This window comes from Fibrella arboris (assembly GCF_041321095.1).
Lineage (GTDB): Bacteria > Bacteroidota > Bacteroidia > Cytophagales > Spirosomataceae > Fibrella > Fibrella arboris.
The window spans coordinates 444,562-463,256 of sequence record NZ_JBGGWE010000005.1; the positions used below are offsets into that span (position 1 = coordinate 444,562).

Here is an 18,695-nt window from a genome sequence, read left to right on the forward strand (position 1 = left end):
AGGTTTCAATTCTATTACTTATCTTCACTCGCCTACGCCCAATTATAACGTTTAGGCATGAATTTATTTGTATACGGCACGCTGCGAAATACGTACGATAACCCGATGGCTCAGCTACTTCGGAAAAACGCCCGGTTCGTGGGCCATGGTTACGTACCTGGCCGATTGTTTGATCTGGGCTGGTACCCCGGCGCTACCTATGAACCAGACAGCCCTTACCGCGTTTGGGGCGACGTATTTGCCCTCACCAATGAATCAATTCTGAAGCAGCTGGATGAATACGAAGGCATCGAAAACCATCCCGATGATGAGTATGCCCGCCGGGATGTAACTGTGCAGTTGGATAAAAAACAGCTGCCTTGTCAGATGTACGTTTTCCTGAAGTCGGATGGTCAGCAAACGCTGATCGAGTCGGGCAATTATTTGAGCAAGCACTAATCACTTAGTATAACGTGTACTGACATGGCGGCAAACAAGACGGTCGAAACAACAGCCAGCGTTACTGATTTTATCAACTCGGTAGCCGACGACACCAAACGAGCCGACTGTTTCCAACTGGTTGATTTACTTGAAACCCTAACTGGCCTGCCCGCTAAAATGTGGGGGTCGGCGATCGTTGGCTTTGGCACTCACCACTACCGATATGACAGTGGTCGCGAAGGCGATATGCCGCTTGTTGGCTTTTCGCCCCGTTCAAATGCCATTGTGCTTTACCTAGCCCAGGACGCGGAGGCCAAAGCTGATTTCCTGCAACGCCTGGGCAAACACAAAACCGGCAAAAGCTGTATCTACATTAAAAAGCTAGCCGACGTTGACAGGTCCGTGTTGACAGACATGATGGCGACTTCGTTCAAGTACAACCAAACTCAACACTGAATCCGGCCATTCGTGTGTAAGAATAGTTTCACTACCTGATCCTTGTTCAATTGACGGATGAATCTGCTAAGAACTACACATCGGTTATTACACGACGGTGTAAATTGCACAAAGTCAAGCACCTGTGTACCTTTTGACCGACAAATTCAGCCCAGATAGCGATGTTGATTTGATTGTTGATTTTGCAGATATGGCTATATGATATTCTGACCGCCATTGTGGAAATTGACTGTTTTCTTGCCGATGCACTTTTGAAGAGTAGAATCGAAGCGTTACTGAGTGAGTAGACTCAACGAATGCCCTCCCCTACCGTCCCATCAACGCGATAGTGATGTTTATCTTGCCGTAATCGTAGCGGCCTTCAAGGTGCTCGAAAACGGGTTTAGTTCGGTTTTCTTCGATGCCCACAACCGCAATGGCGGCCTCGATCTCGCGGCGTTCGTCGGGCGTGATCAGGCTGGCAAGGTCAACGTCGTAACCGCCCTGATTCAGCTGAATCAGGTGATTGGCAATGCTCGATGGCCCAAGCTCCCGGGCCTGCGCTATCTGCTGAATCGTCATTCCCTGCTGATAAAGCTCCAGGGTCATCTGCTGCGTAGATCCTTTGGGCCTGGCCGTTTCGCGGGGTCTGGTGGGCACTTCACTACGTACCTGAGAAACGCTTTCGCCCACCTTTGTGCCAAGAAAGTCAGCAATTTCGGTCAGGAAAGCAGTACCGAACATTTCCAGCTTGCGCTCGCCAACACCTGATACATTCCGGAAGGCATCGGGCGTGCCGGGACGCAGGCGAGCCATATCTTCCAGCGTCGAGTCGGTAAAGACCACGTAGGGCGGCACATTCTGCGCATCGGCGATACGCTTGCGAAGTACACGCAACCGCTCGAACAGTTCGTCGCGGCTGGCGGCCCCTTCGTTCCGGGTACGGGGCGCTTTCTCCACCACCGGTTTGGGTACGTCGTCGGGGCGGACCAGGCTAATCGTTTTACCGTTGAACAGCACATCGTCGGCCAGTAGCCCTTTGCGCAGCGCATAGTGGTTTTCGTAGGCTACCTCAATCACGCCGATGTTGATGAGCTGGTGCAGGTAACTCCGCCATTCCTCGAATTTCAGATCCGCCCCGGCGCCATACGTCTTGATCTTGTCGAACCCCTGGGAGATGATGGCGTAGTTTCGCGAGCCGCGCAGCACATCAATCAATGTGTTCATGGGTACCCGTTCGCCCAGGCGGATAATGGCCGACAGGGCTTTCTGCGCAATCGTGGTGGCATCGAACGTGATGCGCGGGCTCCGGCACACATCACAATTACCACAGGGTTCGGGCAGTTGTTCCGAGAAATAGGACAGCAGGATCTGGCGGCGGCAGGTGTTGGCTTCGGCATATTGCTTCATCCGTTCCAGCTTGGCCAGTTGCAGTTCCAGGTTAGCCGGCTTGTTCTCGGTGAGCATCTGCGTGTAGGTGGCCACATCCGCAAAACTGTAGAAAAGCACCGTCTGCGAAGGCAGGCCATCACGCCCGGCGCGGCCAATTTCCTGGTAATAGCCCTCAATGTTTTTGGGCATGTTGTAGTGCATCACCCAGCGCACGTTGCTCTTGTCGATACCCATACCGAAGGCAATGGTCGCGCACATGATCCGCACATCATCGCGCAGGAATGCCTCCTGAATACGGGCGCGTTCATTCGAGTCCATCCCGGCGTGGTAGAAGGCCGCTGAGTAGCCTTTCTCCATCAATTTGGTTGCCAGTTGTTCGCAGGCTTTGCGGCTCAGGCAGTAAATGATACCCGACGTGTTGGGTTTCAGGCTCAGCAGTTTGGTGATCTGCCCGATACGGTTGGTGCCGGGCATTACCTGGAGACTCAGGTTGGTGCGGTTGAACGAGGCGATGAACACCGCCGGGTCGTGCATGTCGAGCCGCTCGGCAATATCCTGCCGGGTGAGGCGGTCGGCGGTGGCAGTGAGGGCAATGATGGGTACGTTCGGAAACCACTTCCTCAAGGTATTCAACTGGGTATATTCAGGCCGGAAATCGTGCCCCCAGGATGAAATACAGTGCGCTTCGTCGATGGCAAACATCGACAGCTTTATCCGGTTCAGAAACACATAAAAGGATTCTGACAGGAGCTTCTCAGGCGATACGTATAGCAGTTTGATCTTTCCGCTCAGGCAATTGGCTTCAACTTCCCGAATCTCTTTTACGCCCTGCGAACTATTGATATAAGCCGCGGCAATACCGTTCAGGTGCAGGGCTTCTACCTGGTCTTTCATCAGGGCGATCAAGGGCGACACCACGATACACAGACCAGGCATCATGAGCGCCGGAATCTGGAAACAGACTGACTTGCCTCCGCCCGTCGGCATTAGCACTACCGTATCCCGACCGCTCACGATCGACCGGATAATAGCCTCCTGCATGGGCCGGAAGCGGTCATACCCATAATACCGTTTTAGGTAAACGACGGGTTCCTGACCAGTGGGTTCGTGTACGGTTGAGAGAGTCGATTGGTCTGTTAGCATACGGTGGATAAGCAAACTGTTTGTATAGTAAAGATACGAAATTTACCCCATTTGGTCTGCCAGAACGGCCGCTTAACTGGTTATAGCTATCTTTCCCCGGTCATGTGTTCCCACAACACGCCCTATGATGAAAATTCTGATTATCGAAGATGAGGTCAAAACCGTACAAAGCATTAGACAAGGACTCGAAGAGCACCAGTGGGAGGTCGATGTTGCCTACGATGGCACAATGGGCTTTCGGCTAGCTACCCAGTCCGAGTATGCCCTTATCATCTCGGATATTATCCTGCCCGGTATGAACGGGCTCGACCTATGTCGAAAGCTACGGGATGCCAACGTTACCACTCCCATCCTGATGCTGACGGCCCTGGGTACTACCGACGACAAGATTGTTGGCCTCGACGCCGGTGCCGATGATTACCTGGTAAAACCATTTGAATTTCGCGAGCTGATGGCGCGGGTCAGGGCCTTAACAAGGCGCACGCAGGGCATGCCGCCCACCGCCAACCTGCTCAGGATCGCGGACCTGGAACTGAACCCCGACACCAAGAGCGTGGTGCGGGCGGGCAAAGAAATAACGCTGACGGCCAAAGAGTTTCAACTGCTCGAATATTTCCTGCGCCATCAGGGACGGGTTATTTCCAAAGTGGAACTGGCCGAGCGGTTCTGGGATGTTACCTTCGACACCGGCACCAACGTGATCGAGGTATACATCAACTTCCTGCGCAAAAAAATCGACCGTGATTTTGAGCCGAAACTACTGCACACACAGATTGGCATGGGGTATGTCGTAAAAGTGACAGTGTAATGATGAACATACGTACCCGGCTGACCTACCAGTTTGCCATTCTGGTTACGCTGATCCTACTGGTCTTCTCGCTGGGCGTTTACTTCTTCAGCAAACTCTACCTCGAAAAACGCTTCTACAAACGCCTGCAAGATCGCGCTATCACCACCACTACCCTCCTCTTCGACCTACAGCAGACCGACACCACGGTGTTGCGGCTCATTGAAACGGCCGAACGAAGGCTGCTGCTCAACGAAAGCATTTCGGTCTATAACGAACGTACCCACGAGATTTTGTTCGCTACCAATCCGGCGAACACGAAATTTCATGAGCAGTTCATTCCCCGGCTCGACTCGACCCTGCAGACACTGTACCTGAACCAGGGTGATCATCAGCTTGTAGCCATTCGGTTAACCGGCGGCAATAGCAGCAACTGGGTCATCGCCAGCGGTATTGATGAAGTGGGGCAGGAAGCACTGATCGACCTGAAGAAGATCCTGTCGATTATGATCCTGGCGGCCATTCTACTACTGGGTATCTCGGGCTGGTTTTTTGCCGACCGGGCGCTGGCCCCCATGTCGGGTATCATCAGGCAGGTCAATGCCATCTTTCCGTCGAATGTTGAGAGGCGTGTGCTGCACCCTAATCGATCTGACGAGATTGGTTTACTGGTCACCACCTTCAATCAACTGCTCGACCGGATTGAACAGGCGCTGAACACGCAGAAAATGTTTATCGCCAACGTGTCGCATGAATTAAAAAACCCGCTGACAAAAATCAATTCCCAGATCGACGTGGCACTGATCCAGCAACGGGAACCGGAAGCCTACGAGCGTACGCTGCAATCGTTGCAGGAAGACACCCGCAGCCTGGTGCAACTGACCAACGCCCTGCTCGATCTGGCCAATTCGTCGATTCGGACCGATACCATGCCCTTCGTGCCCGTTCGGATGGATGAACTGCTGTGGGAGGCCAAAACGCAGCTTCAGGCCTGGCACAACGACTATACCATTCAACTTACGTTCCCTGATTTTCCCGACGATGAAGAGGCGCTGATTACGTCCGGCAACCGGGCCGCCCTGCAAGTGCTGTTGATGAATCTCATGGATAACGCCTGCAAGTTCTCACCCGATCACACGGCCAACGTTGCTTTTCGAGCCGTTGCACGCACTATCCAGATCGCCGTTTCCAATGAGGGGCCACCCATTGCCAAGGCTGATCTGGCTCATATTTTTCAACCGTTCTTCAGGGGTAACGCAACGGCCCGGTCGAGTCGGGGGCATGGGGTTGGCCTGGCTGTTGTGGCCCAGGTTACGCAGTTACACAAGGGTACCATCACTGTACAGTCTGACCACAAAGGCACCATTTTTACGCTCACCCTATTCCGGGCATGATTTCAGATCCGGGGGTTTCCGACTGTAACTGAGGCCATAACCCTCGATCCAAGATCATTTTAAGGTGGTTTTAAAGTCAGCTTAAGTCGAGGTTAAGTTAGCGGTCGTTCTTTTGCTGATACGAAAAAAGCAGCCAATGGATACGGACACAATGAACACCCGGCAGGGAGCCATCAACATGACCATTGGGGCATTGGTTGGCATCGTGTCGCTGTTGGCTTATCTGTTCATGGGTTCGCGCAATGAAACGCTGGAAGTTCAGAAGCAGCTGACCACTAAAGTAGAGCAGTTTGCTACTGTACAGCAAAAACTCGATTCCATTGCCATCATTCTGAATCAGAAGATCGTTGAGGTGCGTCAACTTGGTGGTAACGTCACGGTATTACAGCGCATTAAACAGCAGCTTGAGAACGATAAGAAAAAGCTCAAATTCGACCTCAGCTTCTCGCTGCAGCGATACGATCTGAAAATCAGGGATTACCAAAATTTCCTGGTTGCCAACGAGGCCGACATCCGCAAGTTCAGGGACGAGAATGGTTCGCTCCTCAACCGCACCCGCACATTGGAGCAGGAAAAGCTGACCATCCTGTCTGAAAATGAAGGCTTGAAATCAGAACGGGCGGCGCTGGCCAAAACGGTGAATGACTACTCGCTCAAGAACGCCGACCTGCAAGAGAAAGTGACGCTTGCTTCTGCCATTAAGGCTGTTGATGTAGACGTATCGGCACTGGCCGCCAATGGGAAAGAACGACGCGGTGGCCCCTACAAAGCGTCGCGTATTGATCGGTTAAAAATCGCTTTCATCATCCCGTCAAATCCGGTGGCCCAGGTACGTAGCACCGACATTTACGTTCGCGTACTGGACACGAACGGTGCCGTAGTTGGCGATAATACGGGCGCTGGCACGCTATGGGTCGACGGGCATGAACTGGGCTATAGCACCCGCCAGACGGTAGTACTTGAGCCAGACGACCAAGCAGTAGCTATCTTTTTCCACCGTGACAGTGCCTATAAGCCAGGCACCTACAGAGTGGAGTTGTACGCAGAAGGCACCCGGATCGGCGATGGCCGATTCGATGTCAAATAACGCCGCCAGCCCTGGCGTGCCAATCACCTGATGGCCTTTTATCATGTCCATTATCCGTACCTACATAAACCGGCGGGTATCGTTTCTCTTCTTTTTTTGGGGCGTATTGATCGAGGCTATCCAGCTGTTCTTCAGACGCTATCGGCAATTTCCGATGGCTTACAGCACCCTCATTTATTTATTCGTTACGGTCGCTTTCTGTTATTCGCCAACCATCGGGCATTGGGCCACGGGCTTTATCATGATGAGTCTGCCACTGGCTATTCCCAGCGGTATTGCCGCCTGTATTTACCTGCTTTACAGACAGCAGCATACGATTGCTATGGCTGGTCTGGTCTGGGTACTGTTCTCCTTTCTGCTCGTGAAGCGGGTTGTTGGCACCAGTTCAGGCACAGCAGACAGGCCACAGGCGCAGGCATTGACAGTGTTAAGTTTCAACAGCGAAACATTTCCGGCAGGTACGTCGGCCAGCACAGCCCTGTCGCTTAAAGCCGACATTGCCTGTTTCCAGGAATATTCCCCCAACGCGCAGCTTGACCGGCAGTACGCCGCTAAAATCGAAAAACTGACCTGCTTTGGCGATGACCGGCAGGTAGGCCTGGCGCTTTTCTCCCGGTTCCCGATCCTGAAGCAGTATGGCCACCTCTGGGAGCGCGCGCAGGGGCCAGACATTAATGGTTTTCTCTGCGCCGATATTGCCTACGGTGCCGATACCATTCGGGTAGTTAACGTGCATCTCTGGTCGATGGGTGTGCGAACCAGCAAAGCCATCGACGCACTGGCGACGGGCGACCTGCGTCGTTTTTTTGTCGAGCTAGGCGATACGTTTCAGCGGCTGAAAGAGGGCTTCCAGCACCGGAACACCCAGCTACAGGAGGTAGAGTCGTATGTGGCGGGCAGTCGATACCCAGTTATTATCTGCGGGGATTTCAACGAAACACCAATGGGCTATTCGTACGGAAAGCTGAGTCAGAACTTCAGAAATGCGTTCGAAGAAGCAGGGCACGGGCTGGGATTTACCCTGAACCGCCATCCTTATTGTGTACGTATCGATCAGCAGTTCGTTAGTCAGGACTGGCAGATCAGAGCCTGCCAGACCTTATCGGGTGTTTCGTTCTCCGATCATTTTCCTGTGCTGGCCGAGTACGTCCTGAAGAAGTCGATCAATGCACCGGCGGTCGTATTAGCGCAGCATTAATACGGGCTACCTGTCTGGTTGATCCGTTATTTTTCTTAGGCGAACTCCCTTAAATTTTGATTAGGCCATTGCTTTTAGGCAACTTTTCAGCCACTTTTCCGTCCAAGTAGCAAGTTTCACCTTAATCAATTTGTACTCATGAAAAAGTCTGCCGTATGGCTAACCCTGTTGCTCGGCGTTCTCGTTGCTTTTACAGCGCCTGCCCAGGATACGAAGCCTAAAAAAGAGAAAGCCAAGAAAGAAAAGGCTGACGCTAAAGCCGATAAGAAAGCCGCCAAAGAAGACAAAAAGGAGGCGAAAGCCGATAAGAAAGCTGCCAAAACCGACGCCGAGAAAGAAGCCGCCAAGGCTGACAAAGCCGCCGCCAAAGCCGATAAGAAAGCCGCCAAAGACAATAAAAAAGAGGCTGCTGACAAGGCTGATAAGAACGATGCGGAATCTGCTGTAACCAAAGCCGACAAGAAAGCGGCCAAAGCGGAGAAAAAGACGGACAAAGTAGCTTCGAAGCCCGAAACCAAAGCCACTCCAGCCGATTATAAAGCGCCCGTTGACCGGTCGATGAAAGGCCCGAATGGCGAACAGGTCATGACGGGCCCGCGTGGTGGCAAATACTATATCAACAAGAATGGGAACAAAACGTACCTGAGCAGCCTGAAAGACTAAGCCGGTAGCCACTAATTCTTGAAAAGCTGGGACGTTGTGAACGTACCCAGCTTTTTTTGCAGATAGGTTTATGACCGATCAGTGCGTCCAATTGGAATCACTCAGTTACTATCCGGCTGGCACCTGTTACATGCCGCCCTTCACTGATTCGTAGTCTGATTTCAACCGGCCCATCTCACGGGCCAGAAACGTCTGAAGCTGCTGGTTGAACGCCTCCTTTTCGTTTTCGGGCAGGCTGTTGTATAAGTCTTTCAATTCCTGATTGATAGCCGCCCGCTCTTCCACGGTCGCTGCATTGGTCGACCGGGTGTGGTAACTTCTAAAATCGTAGGTTGTCATGTAGCTAAAACCCAGGCTCGATTGGGCAAGTTCGTTTAACATTTTCGACGTTGACTAAACTTTTAGGGTAAAAAGCGGTCATATACCTGTTACATGGGTAAGAGGGCAATGTTGAATTGATTCAGCAACGGCCAGCGTTTACCTTTGTCTCTCCAGAATACTACAATACAATCCAGTCAACCCAATTGCCAATCAATTTCTTACGATGAAAAAAGCGTTCGGCTTCCTTCTTGCTACCGCCGGTCTACTGTCGGCATCATTCTCAGCCCAGGCGCAGGACAATATTCCTGACGATATGAAAGCTCTTATGACCAAATACACCTGTATCGCCTGTCACCGGGTTGACGTGAAACTGGTTGGACCGGCTTACAAAGATGTGGCTAAACGCAACTACACAAACGATCAGATCGTAGAGTTGATCTACACGCCTAAACCAGCCAACTGGCCAGGCTTTATCGCCATGGCCCCGATGAAACAGGTACCTAAAGAAGATGCGCTGAAACTGGCCTCCTGGATCAACACCCTCGATGGAACACCTGCGAAGAAAGGTGGCGCGAAGAAAGGCAAAAAATCATAGGCCCTTCAGCTCAATAGCCACATAAAAAAGCCGCTCTGGATGACCTGGAGCGGCTTTTTATGTGAATACGAGACTAATTATTACTTCTTACCCATTGCTGACTTAATAGCTGTTTCTTCAGCGGGATCATAAAACGTACCGTCGCCGCGCAGGATCTCGTGGAACCAGACGCTGGGCTCCCGGCCATTCACGTAGGGTTTCTGCCAGCTGTCCCAGGGCAAAAACGTTTGCGATTTGCCCGCCACAAAACCCCAGCAGATCATACCGACTTTCTCACGTTTGGCAATGGGCAGGTGTGTCTGAAACTTGCTGTTTACGCCCCGCGCCATAAATTCGGTGCAGATGAGTGGCCGCCCCAGTTTTTTCAATCCGGCAATGAGTTTTTCCAGTGAAGGGGCATCGCTATACTGGTGAAACGTGATCACATCCGAGTTTTCCAGCTGCATTCGGTTAAAGGCCGGAATGGAGGACGCATTCGTCCAGTTGTCGACAAAGTTGCGCCAGATACCAGACGACAGTGGCTGGGTCGGGTTCACCGATCGCCCCCACTGAAATACCTGCGGCAGCAGTTTGCCGATGATGTCGATCTTACGGGCTACAGGCAGCTCTGTTTTAATCGTATGCCGCTCGCCGTAACTGTTATCATTCGTATTATCGGGCTCATTCCACATGTCCCACATTAGTACGCGGTTGTCATTTCTAAACGCCCCGATAATGCCTTTCACATAGGCTTCCAGCCGCGGATACTGCGACACGTCGGTTAGCGCATCGGCACCAGGCGACTGCACCCAGCCCGAATTATGAATGCCTGGTACGGGATCATGCTGTTTGCCAAGCTTCGGGTATGGATCCCAGCACGAATCGAATAACACCAGCATGGGGCGGATCTTGTGCTTCTGACAGAGGCTCAGGAAGGTGTCGATGCGCTTAATGAACCCTTTGGCATCCTGCTGGTACGGCAGGTCGTGCAAAAATACCCGCATGGTATTGATGCCCATTTTTTCGGCCCAGCCAAGTTCCTTGTCGATGGTAGCCGGATCGAACGTTTCGGCTTGCCAGAACTCCAATTCATTAATGGCGTTGGCCGGATTATAATTGCCACCGAACAGAAAAGGCTCTTTGGCATACCAGGCATTGGCTTTAGCCGCCGACCAACGGCCCGGAGCCGATGGCACGTCTGTTGACTGAGCCTGTGCAAATTGTAGAAAAGCCGAGAGCCAAAGCACGCTCAGCAGGGTAAGACATTGACGCATAGATGTTGCAAAAAAGGTTGGGAAGCAGCCAATAAACAGTAACTCGGAAAATGAGTGGGAGATAACCAGCTATGAATGAATCGCTTACTTAAGAAACTCGATTATCCATTTACCGAATCACCACTATTCACCTACTTACCAAAGCAAAAAGCGCCCATTTTTAGGTGTTGCCGACTGAAATTTCTGCAATCAGGAAGTCACCGTCGCTAGCCGGGAAACCGGTAGCGGAAACTGGACCGTTACGGTAGTGCCTTCTCCTTCCTTTGAACGTACCTGGATCTGCCCGTTGTGAAGAAGCACAATCCGGTGTGTTAAGGCTAGCCCAATGCCATGTCCCGGTGCGACACTCGTTGTTGACGGCGACCGGTAAAATGGCTCGAACAGGTGGGGCAGCGCATCGGCGGCAATGCCATAGCCAGCATCGGTAAAGGCAAGCTGAATTTGTTGGGGCGCAAACGAAATACGGACCATCACACCTCCGTTGGCCGAATATTTACAGCCGTTCTCCATCAGGTTTTGAAAAGCAGTCCGCAACAGTGCTTCTTCACCCTGAATGGTCAGGTCATCATCCTGCTCGGGCAGGTTATCGAAATCAATATCGATGCTATACGCGGGATTTTTCGACAGCAGTTTGCTGCGCGCCTGCCAGAGCAGTTCGTCGAGCCGGGTGGGCCGGAATGAAATGGCGGTAGATTCTGAACTGGCCCGTGCCAGATCAAGCAATCCGTTGGCCAGATCGATCATCGTTTGTACTTCGTCCAGCACATCGGTGAGCGTTTGCTGGTAATAGGGGGCATCGCGGGGTTGGAGCAGGGCGACATCTATGTTACCCCGCATGATAGCCAACGGGGTACGTAACTCATGGGATGCGTGTGAAACGAAGCTACGCTGCGTGACAAAAGCTTCTTCCAGCCGGTTCAGCATGTCGTTGAACGTGCGGGCCAGTTCAGCCAGTTCGTCGCGCTTCCGGCTCACATGCAGTCGTTCGTGAATATTGGTTGCCGAGATGTCGTTCACCTGATCAATGATCTCTGAAACAGGCCGTATGGCATCGGACGAGAAAAGCCAGCCAGCCACACCAACCATCACGAAACAGGCCAGCCAGCCAAAAATCAGGATTTCGCGCAGCCGACGCAGTTTATTGAATCCGTACTGATCATACGCAGTGGCCATAACGACCAGCGCCTGCCTGGTCTTGCTGAGATACCGAATGCCAATGGTCTCAATCTCACCGTGCGTCAAGCGGATTTCGTGCCCGTCACGAATCTGACGAAACTGTTTGGCCGACAGTGTTGGGTTAAACCCATGTCCCGACGAAAAAATAACCTGATTCAGTGGATTATAGATCGTTACGCGCTCACCGACCATGAAAGGCAAATCGGTACTGGCTACGTCACCGGCATCTTCGCGCAAACGAACCGTAGTTACGGCTTTCTCATGCAGGCGGGCATAGAAATCAACCTCCCTATACTGACTATAGAGCAGATAGATAGATACCGAAAACAGCAACAGAATAGAACCAACCAGCAGGGAGAACAGGAGTGTCAGGCGGGCACGGATCGTCACTCTTCTTTCATGATATAGCCCATGCCGATGACGGTATGAATGAGCTTGGTCGGAAATTCTTTATCGACCTTCTTCCGCAGGAAATTCACGTACACGTCGATCACGTTCGTGCCCGTGTCGAAATGAATATCCCATACTTTTTCGGCAATATCGACGCGGGAAACCACCCGGCCCCTGTTGCGCATGAGGTACTCGAGCAAGCCAAACTCTTTGGCAGTCAGCTCGATTCGTTTACCACCGCGGCGCGCAATCTTCTCGTTCAGATCAAGTTCAAGATCAGCCACACGCAGAACGCTTACCGCACTGCCGCCTTCGGCGCCACGCTTATGCAGCGCACGGATCCGGGCCATCAGCTCACGGAACTCGAACGGCTTCACCAGGTAATCGTCGGCACCAGCCTCAAACCCGGCCACCTTATCATCTACCGACCCCATGGCTGTCAGCATCAGTATAGGTGTCTGAACCTGCTCATGCCGGATTGTCTGGGCCAGATCGAACCCATTTATCTTGGGCAGATTTACATCGAGGACAATTACGTCATAGCTGTTGCTGAGGGCCATTGTTCGCCCAATCTGCCCATCATAGGCCAGATCAACTTCACACTTTTGCTCTTCTAACCCTTTCTTCACGAACGAGGCCAGCTTGGGCTCATCTTCTACCACCAGGACTTTCATATCCGAAACATACATAGTATCCATCAATAGTTGAAAGAGTGAAAAATACGACTTATTTAATGAACCCTGTCAATATATGGTTCGGTCTCCAGCTGAGCCGGTCACGAAGCTCCCTGTAGTACATTAAAATGCCCCCAAACCGCCGTTAAAATGATGTTAAGTGCATAAAAGGCCGTTCAGGCCTATTTATAACCAAGCTTCTTCTGAACCTGTTTAACGCTATAAATTGCCTGAACTTATTTTATTAACGGTATGCACATGCAGGAGTCTCGTCCCTCATCAGACGAAATAAAAGGTGAAAAATTGCCTTATCCGGCCCAACAGGCTGCCATGCAACAACAGCCCGACAGCGATTTGTCGAATTATAAAGCGGCTGGTAAACTCACGGGAAAGGTAGCGCTGATCACCGGTGCCGACTCAGGGATTGGGCGGGCCGTGGCGGTGGCATTCGGTATGGAGGGCGCTCACGTGGCCATTCTGTACAATGAAAACACCGACGATGCCGCTGAGACAAAGCGGATGGTTGAAGCTAAAGGTGGCCGTTGCCTGGTCATTCAGGCCGACGTGCGTGAATCGAACGCCTGCCGGGACGCCGTCCAGCAAACCGTAGATGAGTACGGTAAGCTGAATATTCTGGTCAACAATGCGGCCTACCAGATGGCACAGGAGAAGTTTGAAGACATTACGGAGGAGCAGCTTCGGCGCACCTTCGAGACCAATATTTTCGGGTACTTCTTCATGGCCCAGGCAGCCCTGCCGCACCTCCACGAAGGCGATGCCATCGTGAACACGGGCAGTATCGTGGGCATTGTAGGCAATCCGTTGCTGATCGATTACACCGCTACCAAAGGGGCTATTCACGCTTTCACCAAATCGCTGGCCATTCAACTCGGCGAGCGGGGCATTCGGGTCAATGCGGTGGTACCCGGTCCCGTCTGGACGCCCAACATACCGGGCACGATGCCCATGTCGGAGGTCGAGCATTTCGGCCATGAAGTTGCCCTGGCGCGGCCTGGACAACCAGAAGAACTGGCCCCGGCCTATGTCATGCTGGCCTCGACCGATGGCAGCTTTATGACAGGCAGTTTGGTTGAAGTAACAGGTGGCAAATTAGGATGAACCAGTCTCCACCATATCCAGTCGGCACGGTTAGAGCACTACTGACAACCGAACACGTCAGTGCCAAAACCCGAGAGGTGCTACTCGAACGGCTTACCTACCAGCGTGGTCCGTACCGTTTTTTTAGCCCCGAAGAAGCCACAACATTACAGCAGATGGCCGATCGGCTCATTCCTCAGACTGGGTACGTTGTCGATCTGGTTGGGCCGGTGGATGAACGGCTGGCGGCAGGTGAAACCGACGGCTGGCGATACGATACGATGCCTGCCGATACCGACGCCTACCGGCAGGGCATTCAGGGGCTTCACGAATCGGCCCAGACCCTGTTCGGCCAACCGTTCGACCAGCTGACGACAACGCAGCAGGACGAGTTACTGGGTCAGATTCAACAGGGAACTGCCCCTGGCGACTCGTGGCAACGGCTGGCGGCTGACCGTTTTTTTGAAGAGGTGCTGGCTGAGCTAGTAGGGATCTATTACAGTCATCCGCTGGTGCAGGAAGCTTTCGGGTACGTTGGCATGGCCGACAAGCCCGGTTGGGAGCTGATTGGCCTGGATCAGCTGGAAACACGCGAACCGAAAGAACCATAAAGAAGTAGCACTGAAGCTCCAGCTTCGGTAGTATACCAGTATTGTATGTTCTAATGCCTACCGAAGCTGGAGCTTCAGTGCATCTATATCTATGCCGACTTTATCGAGCGCTGAGACGTCTTCATGGGGACGTACCTACAACACAAATGACGCTGTTGATGCTGTTATCATCGGCACCGGTGCGGGAGGCGCACCCCTCCTCGCCCGGCTTGCCCAGGCGGGCAGACGCGTAGTAGCCCTGGAAGCCGGGCCTGAAAAGAATCCTCAAACAGATTATGCCACCGATGAGCGGGCGCAGAACTTTCTCTTCTGGAACGATGAACGACTGAGTGCAGGCCAGGATCCCCTCGCTTTTGGGTCAAATAATTCGGGAACGGGTGTGGGGGGCTCTACGCTTCATTTCACGGCCTATACGCCCCGCGCCCAGCCCGATGACCTGCGCATGCAGACGGAGTTCGGTGTAGCTGCCGATTGGCCCATTGACTTCCAGGCCGATCTGGTACCGTACTACAACGAGGTTGAGCAATTCCTAGGCGTCTCTGGTCCGGCAAATTACCCCTGGGGGCCGGCACGTACCCAGGCATATCCGTTACCTCCCCTACCCTTAAACGGCGCGGCCCAACTTATGCAGCGTGGTTGTGCGGCGTTGGGCATTCGCACGTCACCGGCTGCCAACGCCGCCTTATCGGGCCGGTATTATCAACCTGGTGTTGGCTGGCGTGATGCCTGCACCAACCGGGGATTCTGCCAGGCGGGGTGTAGCGTGGGGGCCAAAGCCAGCATGGATGTAACGTACCTGGCGCTGGCCCGGACATACGGGGCCGAAATCAGGCCAGGCGCTTACGTAACAGCTTTCGATCGGGACACCCTGGGACGCATCACAGCGGTGGTATATAGCCTGAACGGACAAACGTATCGGCAACGTTGCCAGGCGGTCTTTCTATGCGCCGGGGCGGTTGAAACGCCCCGGCTATTGCTGCTAAATGAGTTAGCCAACAGCAGCGGGCAGGTTGGCCGCAACCTGATGGCGCATACAGGTTTGCAGATATGGGGCGAGTTCGACGAGGATGTTCGCCCCTACAAAGGCATTCCCGGCGGTCTGATTTCGGAAGATACCCACCGGCCCTTCGCCAACAGATCGGCTGATTTCGCGGGGGGCTATCTGCTACAGTCTATTGGCGTCATGCCGGTCACCTATGTGAAGCAGATGGCCAGAGGACCTGGCCTTTGGGGACCGGCATTGCAACGGGCCATGAGCCAGTATAACCACGTAGCGGGCATCAACATTCTGGGCGATTGCCTGCCCTACAGGCATAACTACCTCGAATTATCGGATGAAACAGACAGTCGTGGTCTGCCCAAACCGCGAGTCTATTTCTCAAACGGCGAAAATGAACAGAAAATGAATGCCCATGCCGACCAGGTCATGCGCGGTATCTGGGCGGCGGCCGGGGCAAAAAATGTGTGGGCCTTCCCCCGTTCGGCCCATGTGATCGGTACATGCCGTATGGGGCATTCACCCGACGAAGCCGTTGTTGACCCCTTCGGCAGATCGTTCGATGTGCCCAACCTCTATATCAGCGACAATTCCACCTTCCCATCGGCCCTTAGCGTTAACCCCGCCCTGACAATCATGGCGTTATCCTTACGAACAGCAGATAACTTTCTTAAAGGGACCAACTGAGCAGCGCCTTTGTCTGGCTATGTATCAGGTTGCTCATAACAACAGTATGGATTTCTTAAAACACATTGAAAAACATTTCGGTACGGGCGCGTACGAGGGCGATCAATACGGTGGCTCATCGGCCTCTACCGGTAATGGCCTTCCCGATGGGTCCCCTTCCAACTTTATGTTTGCCACGGGCATTGAATGCTCCTACCCAACCATTAATCAAGGTAAGGTTCGGCGAGATCAGTTGCGGGAATGCGGGCATTATGACCGGTATAAAGAAGATATTGGCCTGGTAAAAGAGCTGGGCTTGAAAGTGTTGCGCTATGGCCTGCCTTACTACAGCATTCATGAAGGGCCGGGTAAGTTCAACTGGGAGTTCGCTGATCTGGCTATGGCCGAAATCAAAAGGCAGGGCATCACTCCCATTCTCGACCTGATGCACTTTGGCGTACCCGACTGGGTTGGCAACTTTCAGAACCCCGAATTACCCATTCATTTTGCTGATTACTGTGCGGCCGTTGCGCAGCGCTACCCCTGGGTACGTTACTATACGCCCGTCAATGAGATCTACGTGACAGCCCGGCACAGCGCTAAAGATGGTGTCTGGAATGAACAGTTGAAAAGCGACAAAGCCTTTGTTACGGCTCTGAAGCACATTGTCGCCGCCAGTATTATGGGTACGCAGCAGATTGCCAGGTACCGCCCGGACACTGTGATTGTGCAAAGTGAGAGCGCTGAATTCATCCACGAAGTTTGCTCCCTCCCCACTGCCGAGATCAAGCTGCACAATGAACTGCGCTTTCTCTCGCTGGACTTGCTCTATGCGCATCCACCTATTGCCGACATAGTCCTTTACCTGCTCGACAACGGTATGACCCGGAAAGAATACAACTGGTTTATGGCGGGTCAGCCGCCGGGATATCAGGTGATGGGCAACGACTATTATGGCCGGAATGAACAGATCAAGCTACCCGATGGCCAGATGATGAGCTCAATGGATGTACTGGGTTGGTATCAGATCACGAAGCAATATTATAACCGGTATCACAAGCCGGTGATGCATACGGAAACAAACGTATTTGAAGCCGACAATGCCCCCACCTGGCTGTATAAGCAATGGTTGAACGTCATGCAGATGCGCCGGGACGGGGTGCCCGTGCTAGGGTTCACCTGGTATAGCCTGATCGACCAGATTGATTGGGACACGGGCCTGGCCGAGTTGAATAACCGGGTCAATGCCTGTGGGCTCTACGATCTCGACCGAAAGCCACGCCCTGTGGCCGATGCCTACAAGCTGATTCTCCAGGAATTTGGTCAGATTACCATCGTGCCCTACGGTCAGATGCTCGAAATCACCGACCAGCCAGCCAGACTGAAGGTAGAATTTTAACTGTATGCTTACCACCCTCACCCGTACTCCGCCCCACACAACGAAGCCTGCACTGGTTTTTCTGCATTTCTTCGGCGGCTCAATTCAGTCGTGGAATGCCGTGCTGGACCAACTGGCCGAGGAATTTTACTGCCTGACCATCGACCTGCCCGGCTTCGGAGAGTCGCCCGCTTTAACTGAACATCAGTCCGTTGACGACGTTTCCAATGAAGTTGCTGCGGTCATTACCGCGCAGTTGGGCACCCGCCCTTTTTTGTTGATAGGGCATTCGATGGGCGGCAAGATCGCGCTGGCGCTGGCGGCAGGTACGTTGGCAGACTATCGCTCTACGGGTTTACGGGGCATGGTACTGCTCGCTCCGTCGCCACCAGGGGCCGAACCTATCACGAATAAAGACCGTCAGGAAATGCTGGAACAGCCCAGTCTGCCACCTGACGAGCAGCGCAAAGCGGCTGGAAAAACGGTGGCTAACATCACAAACCTACCCCTTTCGGACACCATTCGGCAACAACTCATCGCCGACAATCTACGCAGTTCGCCACAGGGCTGGTCGGCCTGGCTCACAACGGGCAGTCTGAACGACATTACAGATCGTATGGGGCGTATAGACGTACCTGTAACCATTCTGGCGGGCGACCACGACAACGCGTTGCCCCATTCGGTACAATCCACGATGGTGCAGCCCTACCTTCCTCAGGCAACGATAGAGATCATTTCCGGGGCGGGGCATTTGCTGCCGCTGGAGACCCCTACAGCAGTTAGCCGGGCGATCAGGAACCTTTCCGATCGCGTCCACTAACCAACTTATTTATTATAGTATAACTGGAACAGCCTGTAGACCGTTACACGCCCGTGAGTCAGTAGCTTTTTATAAAGGCATCCATAGCGCATCACCGATGGTTGGAGACTCGGTGGTCGAGACCGATAAACGCCTCAATGGTTCTTTCGGCCCGGTGGCGATACCGGGCATTGGCTCACTACGCACCCAGCAGCCGC

The 18,695-nt window shown here is 53.0% G+C and carries 18 protein-coding genes; 13 read left to right on the plus strand and 5 right to left on the minus strand.

Annotated elements, in window-relative coordinates:
* Nucleotides 1–57: 57 nt before the first annotated feature.
* Together ACAW75_RS11645 and ACAW75_RS11650 are read left to right on the plus strand one after the other, a co-directional pair.
* A complete protein-coding gene (locus ACAW75_RS11645; protein ID WP_370728889.1) occupies nucleotides 58–438 on the plus strand; it encodes a gamma-glutamylcyclotransferase family protein in 381 nt (126 codons plus the stop codon).
* Between the two features lie 24 nt (nucleotides 439–462).
* Nucleotides 463–876: a DUF1801 domain-containing protein gene (locus ACAW75_RS11650; protein ID WP_370728890.1), complete on the plus strand. Its 414-nt coding sequence runs from the start codon at nucleotides 463–465 to the stop codon at nucleotides 874–876.
* A gap of 306 nt (nucleotides 877–1,182) precedes the next feature.
* On the opposite strand, the gene recQ is transcribed toward ACAW75_RS11650, so the two are convergent.
* Nucleotides 1,183–3,390, minus strand: coding sequence for a DNA helicase RecQ (gene recQ, locus ACAW75_RS11655; protein ID WP_370728891.1), 2,208 nt, complete (start codon nucleotides 3,388–3,390; stop codon nucleotides 1,183–1,185).
* Nucleotides 3,391–3,517: 127 nt separating this feature from the next.
* On the opposite strand from recQ, the gene ACAW75_RS11660 reads away from it, so the two are divergent.
* The 5 genes from ACAW75_RS11660 to ACAW75_RS11680 all read left to right on the plus strand — a co-directional run bounded on the left by ACAW75_RS11660 (nucleotide 3,518) and on the right by ACAW75_RS11680 (nucleotide 8,519).
* The gene (locus ACAW75_RS11660) at nucleotides 3,518–4,198 is read left to right on the plus strand and encodes a response regulator (RefSeq protein ID WP_370728966.1); all 681 of its coding nucleotides are present in this window, start codon (nucleotides 3,518–3,520) and stop codon (nucleotides 4,196–4,198) included.
* A complete protein-coding gene (locus tag ACAW75_RS11665) occupies nucleotides 4,198–5,571 on the plus strand; it encodes a sensor histidine kinase (RefSeq protein WP_370728892.1) in 1,374 nt (457 codons plus the stop codon). Before ACAW75_RS11660 ends, ACAW75_RS11665 begins: the two co-directional genes overlap by 1 nt.
* 136 nt (nucleotides 5,572–5,707) lie before the next feature.
* Nucleotides 5,708–6,658, plus strand: coding sequence for a DUF8428 domain-containing protein (locus tag ACAW75_RS11670; protein WP_370728893.1), 951 nt, complete (start codon nucleotides 5,708–5,710; stop codon nucleotides 6,656–6,658).
* A gap of 43 nt (nucleotides 6,659–6,701) precedes the next feature.
* Nucleotides 6,702–7,856 carry an endonuclease/exonuclease/phosphatase family protein gene (locus ACAW75_RS11675; RefSeq protein ID WP_370728894.1) on the plus strand — a complete coding sequence of 385 codons (1,155 nt, stop codon included), beginning with the start codon at nucleotides 6,702–6,704 and terminating at the stop codon, nucleotides 7,854–7,856.
* A 138-nt stretch (nucleotides 7,857–7,994) separates the two neighbouring features.
* On the plus strand, nucleotides 7,995–8,519 hold the full coding sequence (locus tag ACAW75_RS11680) for a hypothetical protein (protein ID WP_370728895.1): 525 nt from the start codon (nucleotides 7,995–7,997) through the stop codon (nucleotides 8,517–8,519).
* 126 nt (nucleotides 8,520–8,645) lie between these two features.
* Here the strand turns inward: ACAW75_RS11680 and ACAW75_RS11685 are convergent, their stop codons facing one another.
* Nucleotides 8,646–8,858: a hypothetical protein gene (locus ACAW75_RS11685; protein ID WP_370728967.1), complete on the minus strand. Its 213-nt coding sequence runs from the start codon at nucleotides 8,856–8,858 to the stop codon at nucleotides 8,646–8,648.
* Between the two features lie 205 nt (nucleotides 8,859–9,063).
* Between ACAW75_RS11685 and ACAW75_RS11690 the strand changes: the two genes are divergently transcribed.
* Nucleotides 9,064–9,435, plus strand: coding sequence for a c-type cytochrome (locus tag ACAW75_RS11690; protein WP_370728896.1), 372 nt, complete (start codon nucleotides 9,064–9,066; stop codon nucleotides 9,433–9,435).
* Nucleotides 9,436–9,515: 80 nt separating this feature from the next.
* Here ACAW75_RS11690 and ACAW75_RS11695 read toward each other — a convergent pair whose 3' ends face one another.
* From ACAW75_RS11695 to ACAW75_RS11705, 3 genes are all read right to left on the minus strand, one after another.
* On the minus strand, nucleotides 9,516–10,688 hold the full coding sequence (locus ACAW75_RS11695) for a cellulase family glycosylhydrolase (protein WP_370728897.1): 1,173 nt from the start codon (nucleotides 10,686–10,688) through the stop codon (nucleotides 9,516–9,518).
* 189 nt (nucleotides 10,689–10,877) lie between these two features.
* On the minus strand, nucleotides 10,878–12,254 hold the full coding sequence (locus ACAW75_RS11700; protein WP_370728898.1) for a sensor histidine kinase: 1,377 nt from the start codon (nucleotides 12,252–12,254) through the stop codon (nucleotides 10,878–10,880).
* Entirely contained in the window at nucleotides 12,251–12,928 is a 678-nt protein-coding gene (locus ACAW75_RS11705; RefSeq protein WP_370728968.1) for a response regulator, read from the minus strand. The genes ACAW75_RS11700 and ACAW75_RS11705 overlap by 4 nt, the downstream gene beginning before the upstream one ends.
* Nucleotides 12,929–13,180: 252 nt before the next feature.
* Here ACAW75_RS11705 and ACAW75_RS11710 point away from each other — a divergent pair, with 252 nt between their 5' ends.
* The 5 genes from ACAW75_RS11710 to ACAW75_RS11730 all read left to right on the plus strand — a co-directional run bounded on the left by ACAW75_RS11710 (nucleotide 13,181) and on the right by ACAW75_RS11730 (nucleotide 18,498).
* Nucleotides 13,181–14,047, plus strand: coding sequence for an SDR family oxidoreductase (locus ACAW75_RS11710; RefSeq protein WP_370728899.1), 867 nt, complete (start codon nucleotides 13,181–13,183; stop codon nucleotides 14,045–14,047).
* Nucleotides 14,044–14,637 carry a gluconate 2-dehydrogenase subunit 3 family protein gene (locus ACAW75_RS11715; protein ID WP_370728900.1) on the plus strand — a complete coding sequence of 198 codons (594 nt, stop codon included), beginning with the start codon at nucleotides 14,044–14,046 and terminating at the stop codon, nucleotides 14,635–14,637. The genes ACAW75_RS11710 and ACAW75_RS11715 overlap by 4 nt, the downstream gene beginning before the upstream one ends.
* Before the next feature lie 91 nt (nucleotides 14,638–14,728).
* Nucleotides 14,729–16,321 (plus strand): GMC family oxidoreductase, encoded by a 1,593-nt coding sequence (locus ACAW75_RS11720; protein WP_370728901.1) that lies wholly within the window; start codon nucleotides 14,729–14,731, stop codon nucleotides 16,319–16,321.
* A gap of 46 nt (nucleotides 16,322–16,367) precedes the next feature.
* Nucleotides 16,368–17,699, plus strand: coding sequence for a family 1 glycosylhydrolase (locus ACAW75_RS11725; RefSeq protein ID WP_370728902.1), 1,332 nt, complete (start codon nucleotides 16,368–16,370; stop codon nucleotides 17,697–17,699).
* A 4-nt stretch (nucleotides 17,700–17,703) separates the two neighbouring features.
* Nucleotides 17,704–18,498 (plus strand): alpha/beta fold hydrolase, encoded by a 795-nt coding sequence (locus ACAW75_RS11730; RefSeq protein WP_370728903.1) that lies wholly within the window; start codon nucleotides 17,704–17,706, stop codon nucleotides 18,496–18,498.
* Nucleotides 18,499–18,695: the final 197 nt, after the last annotated feature.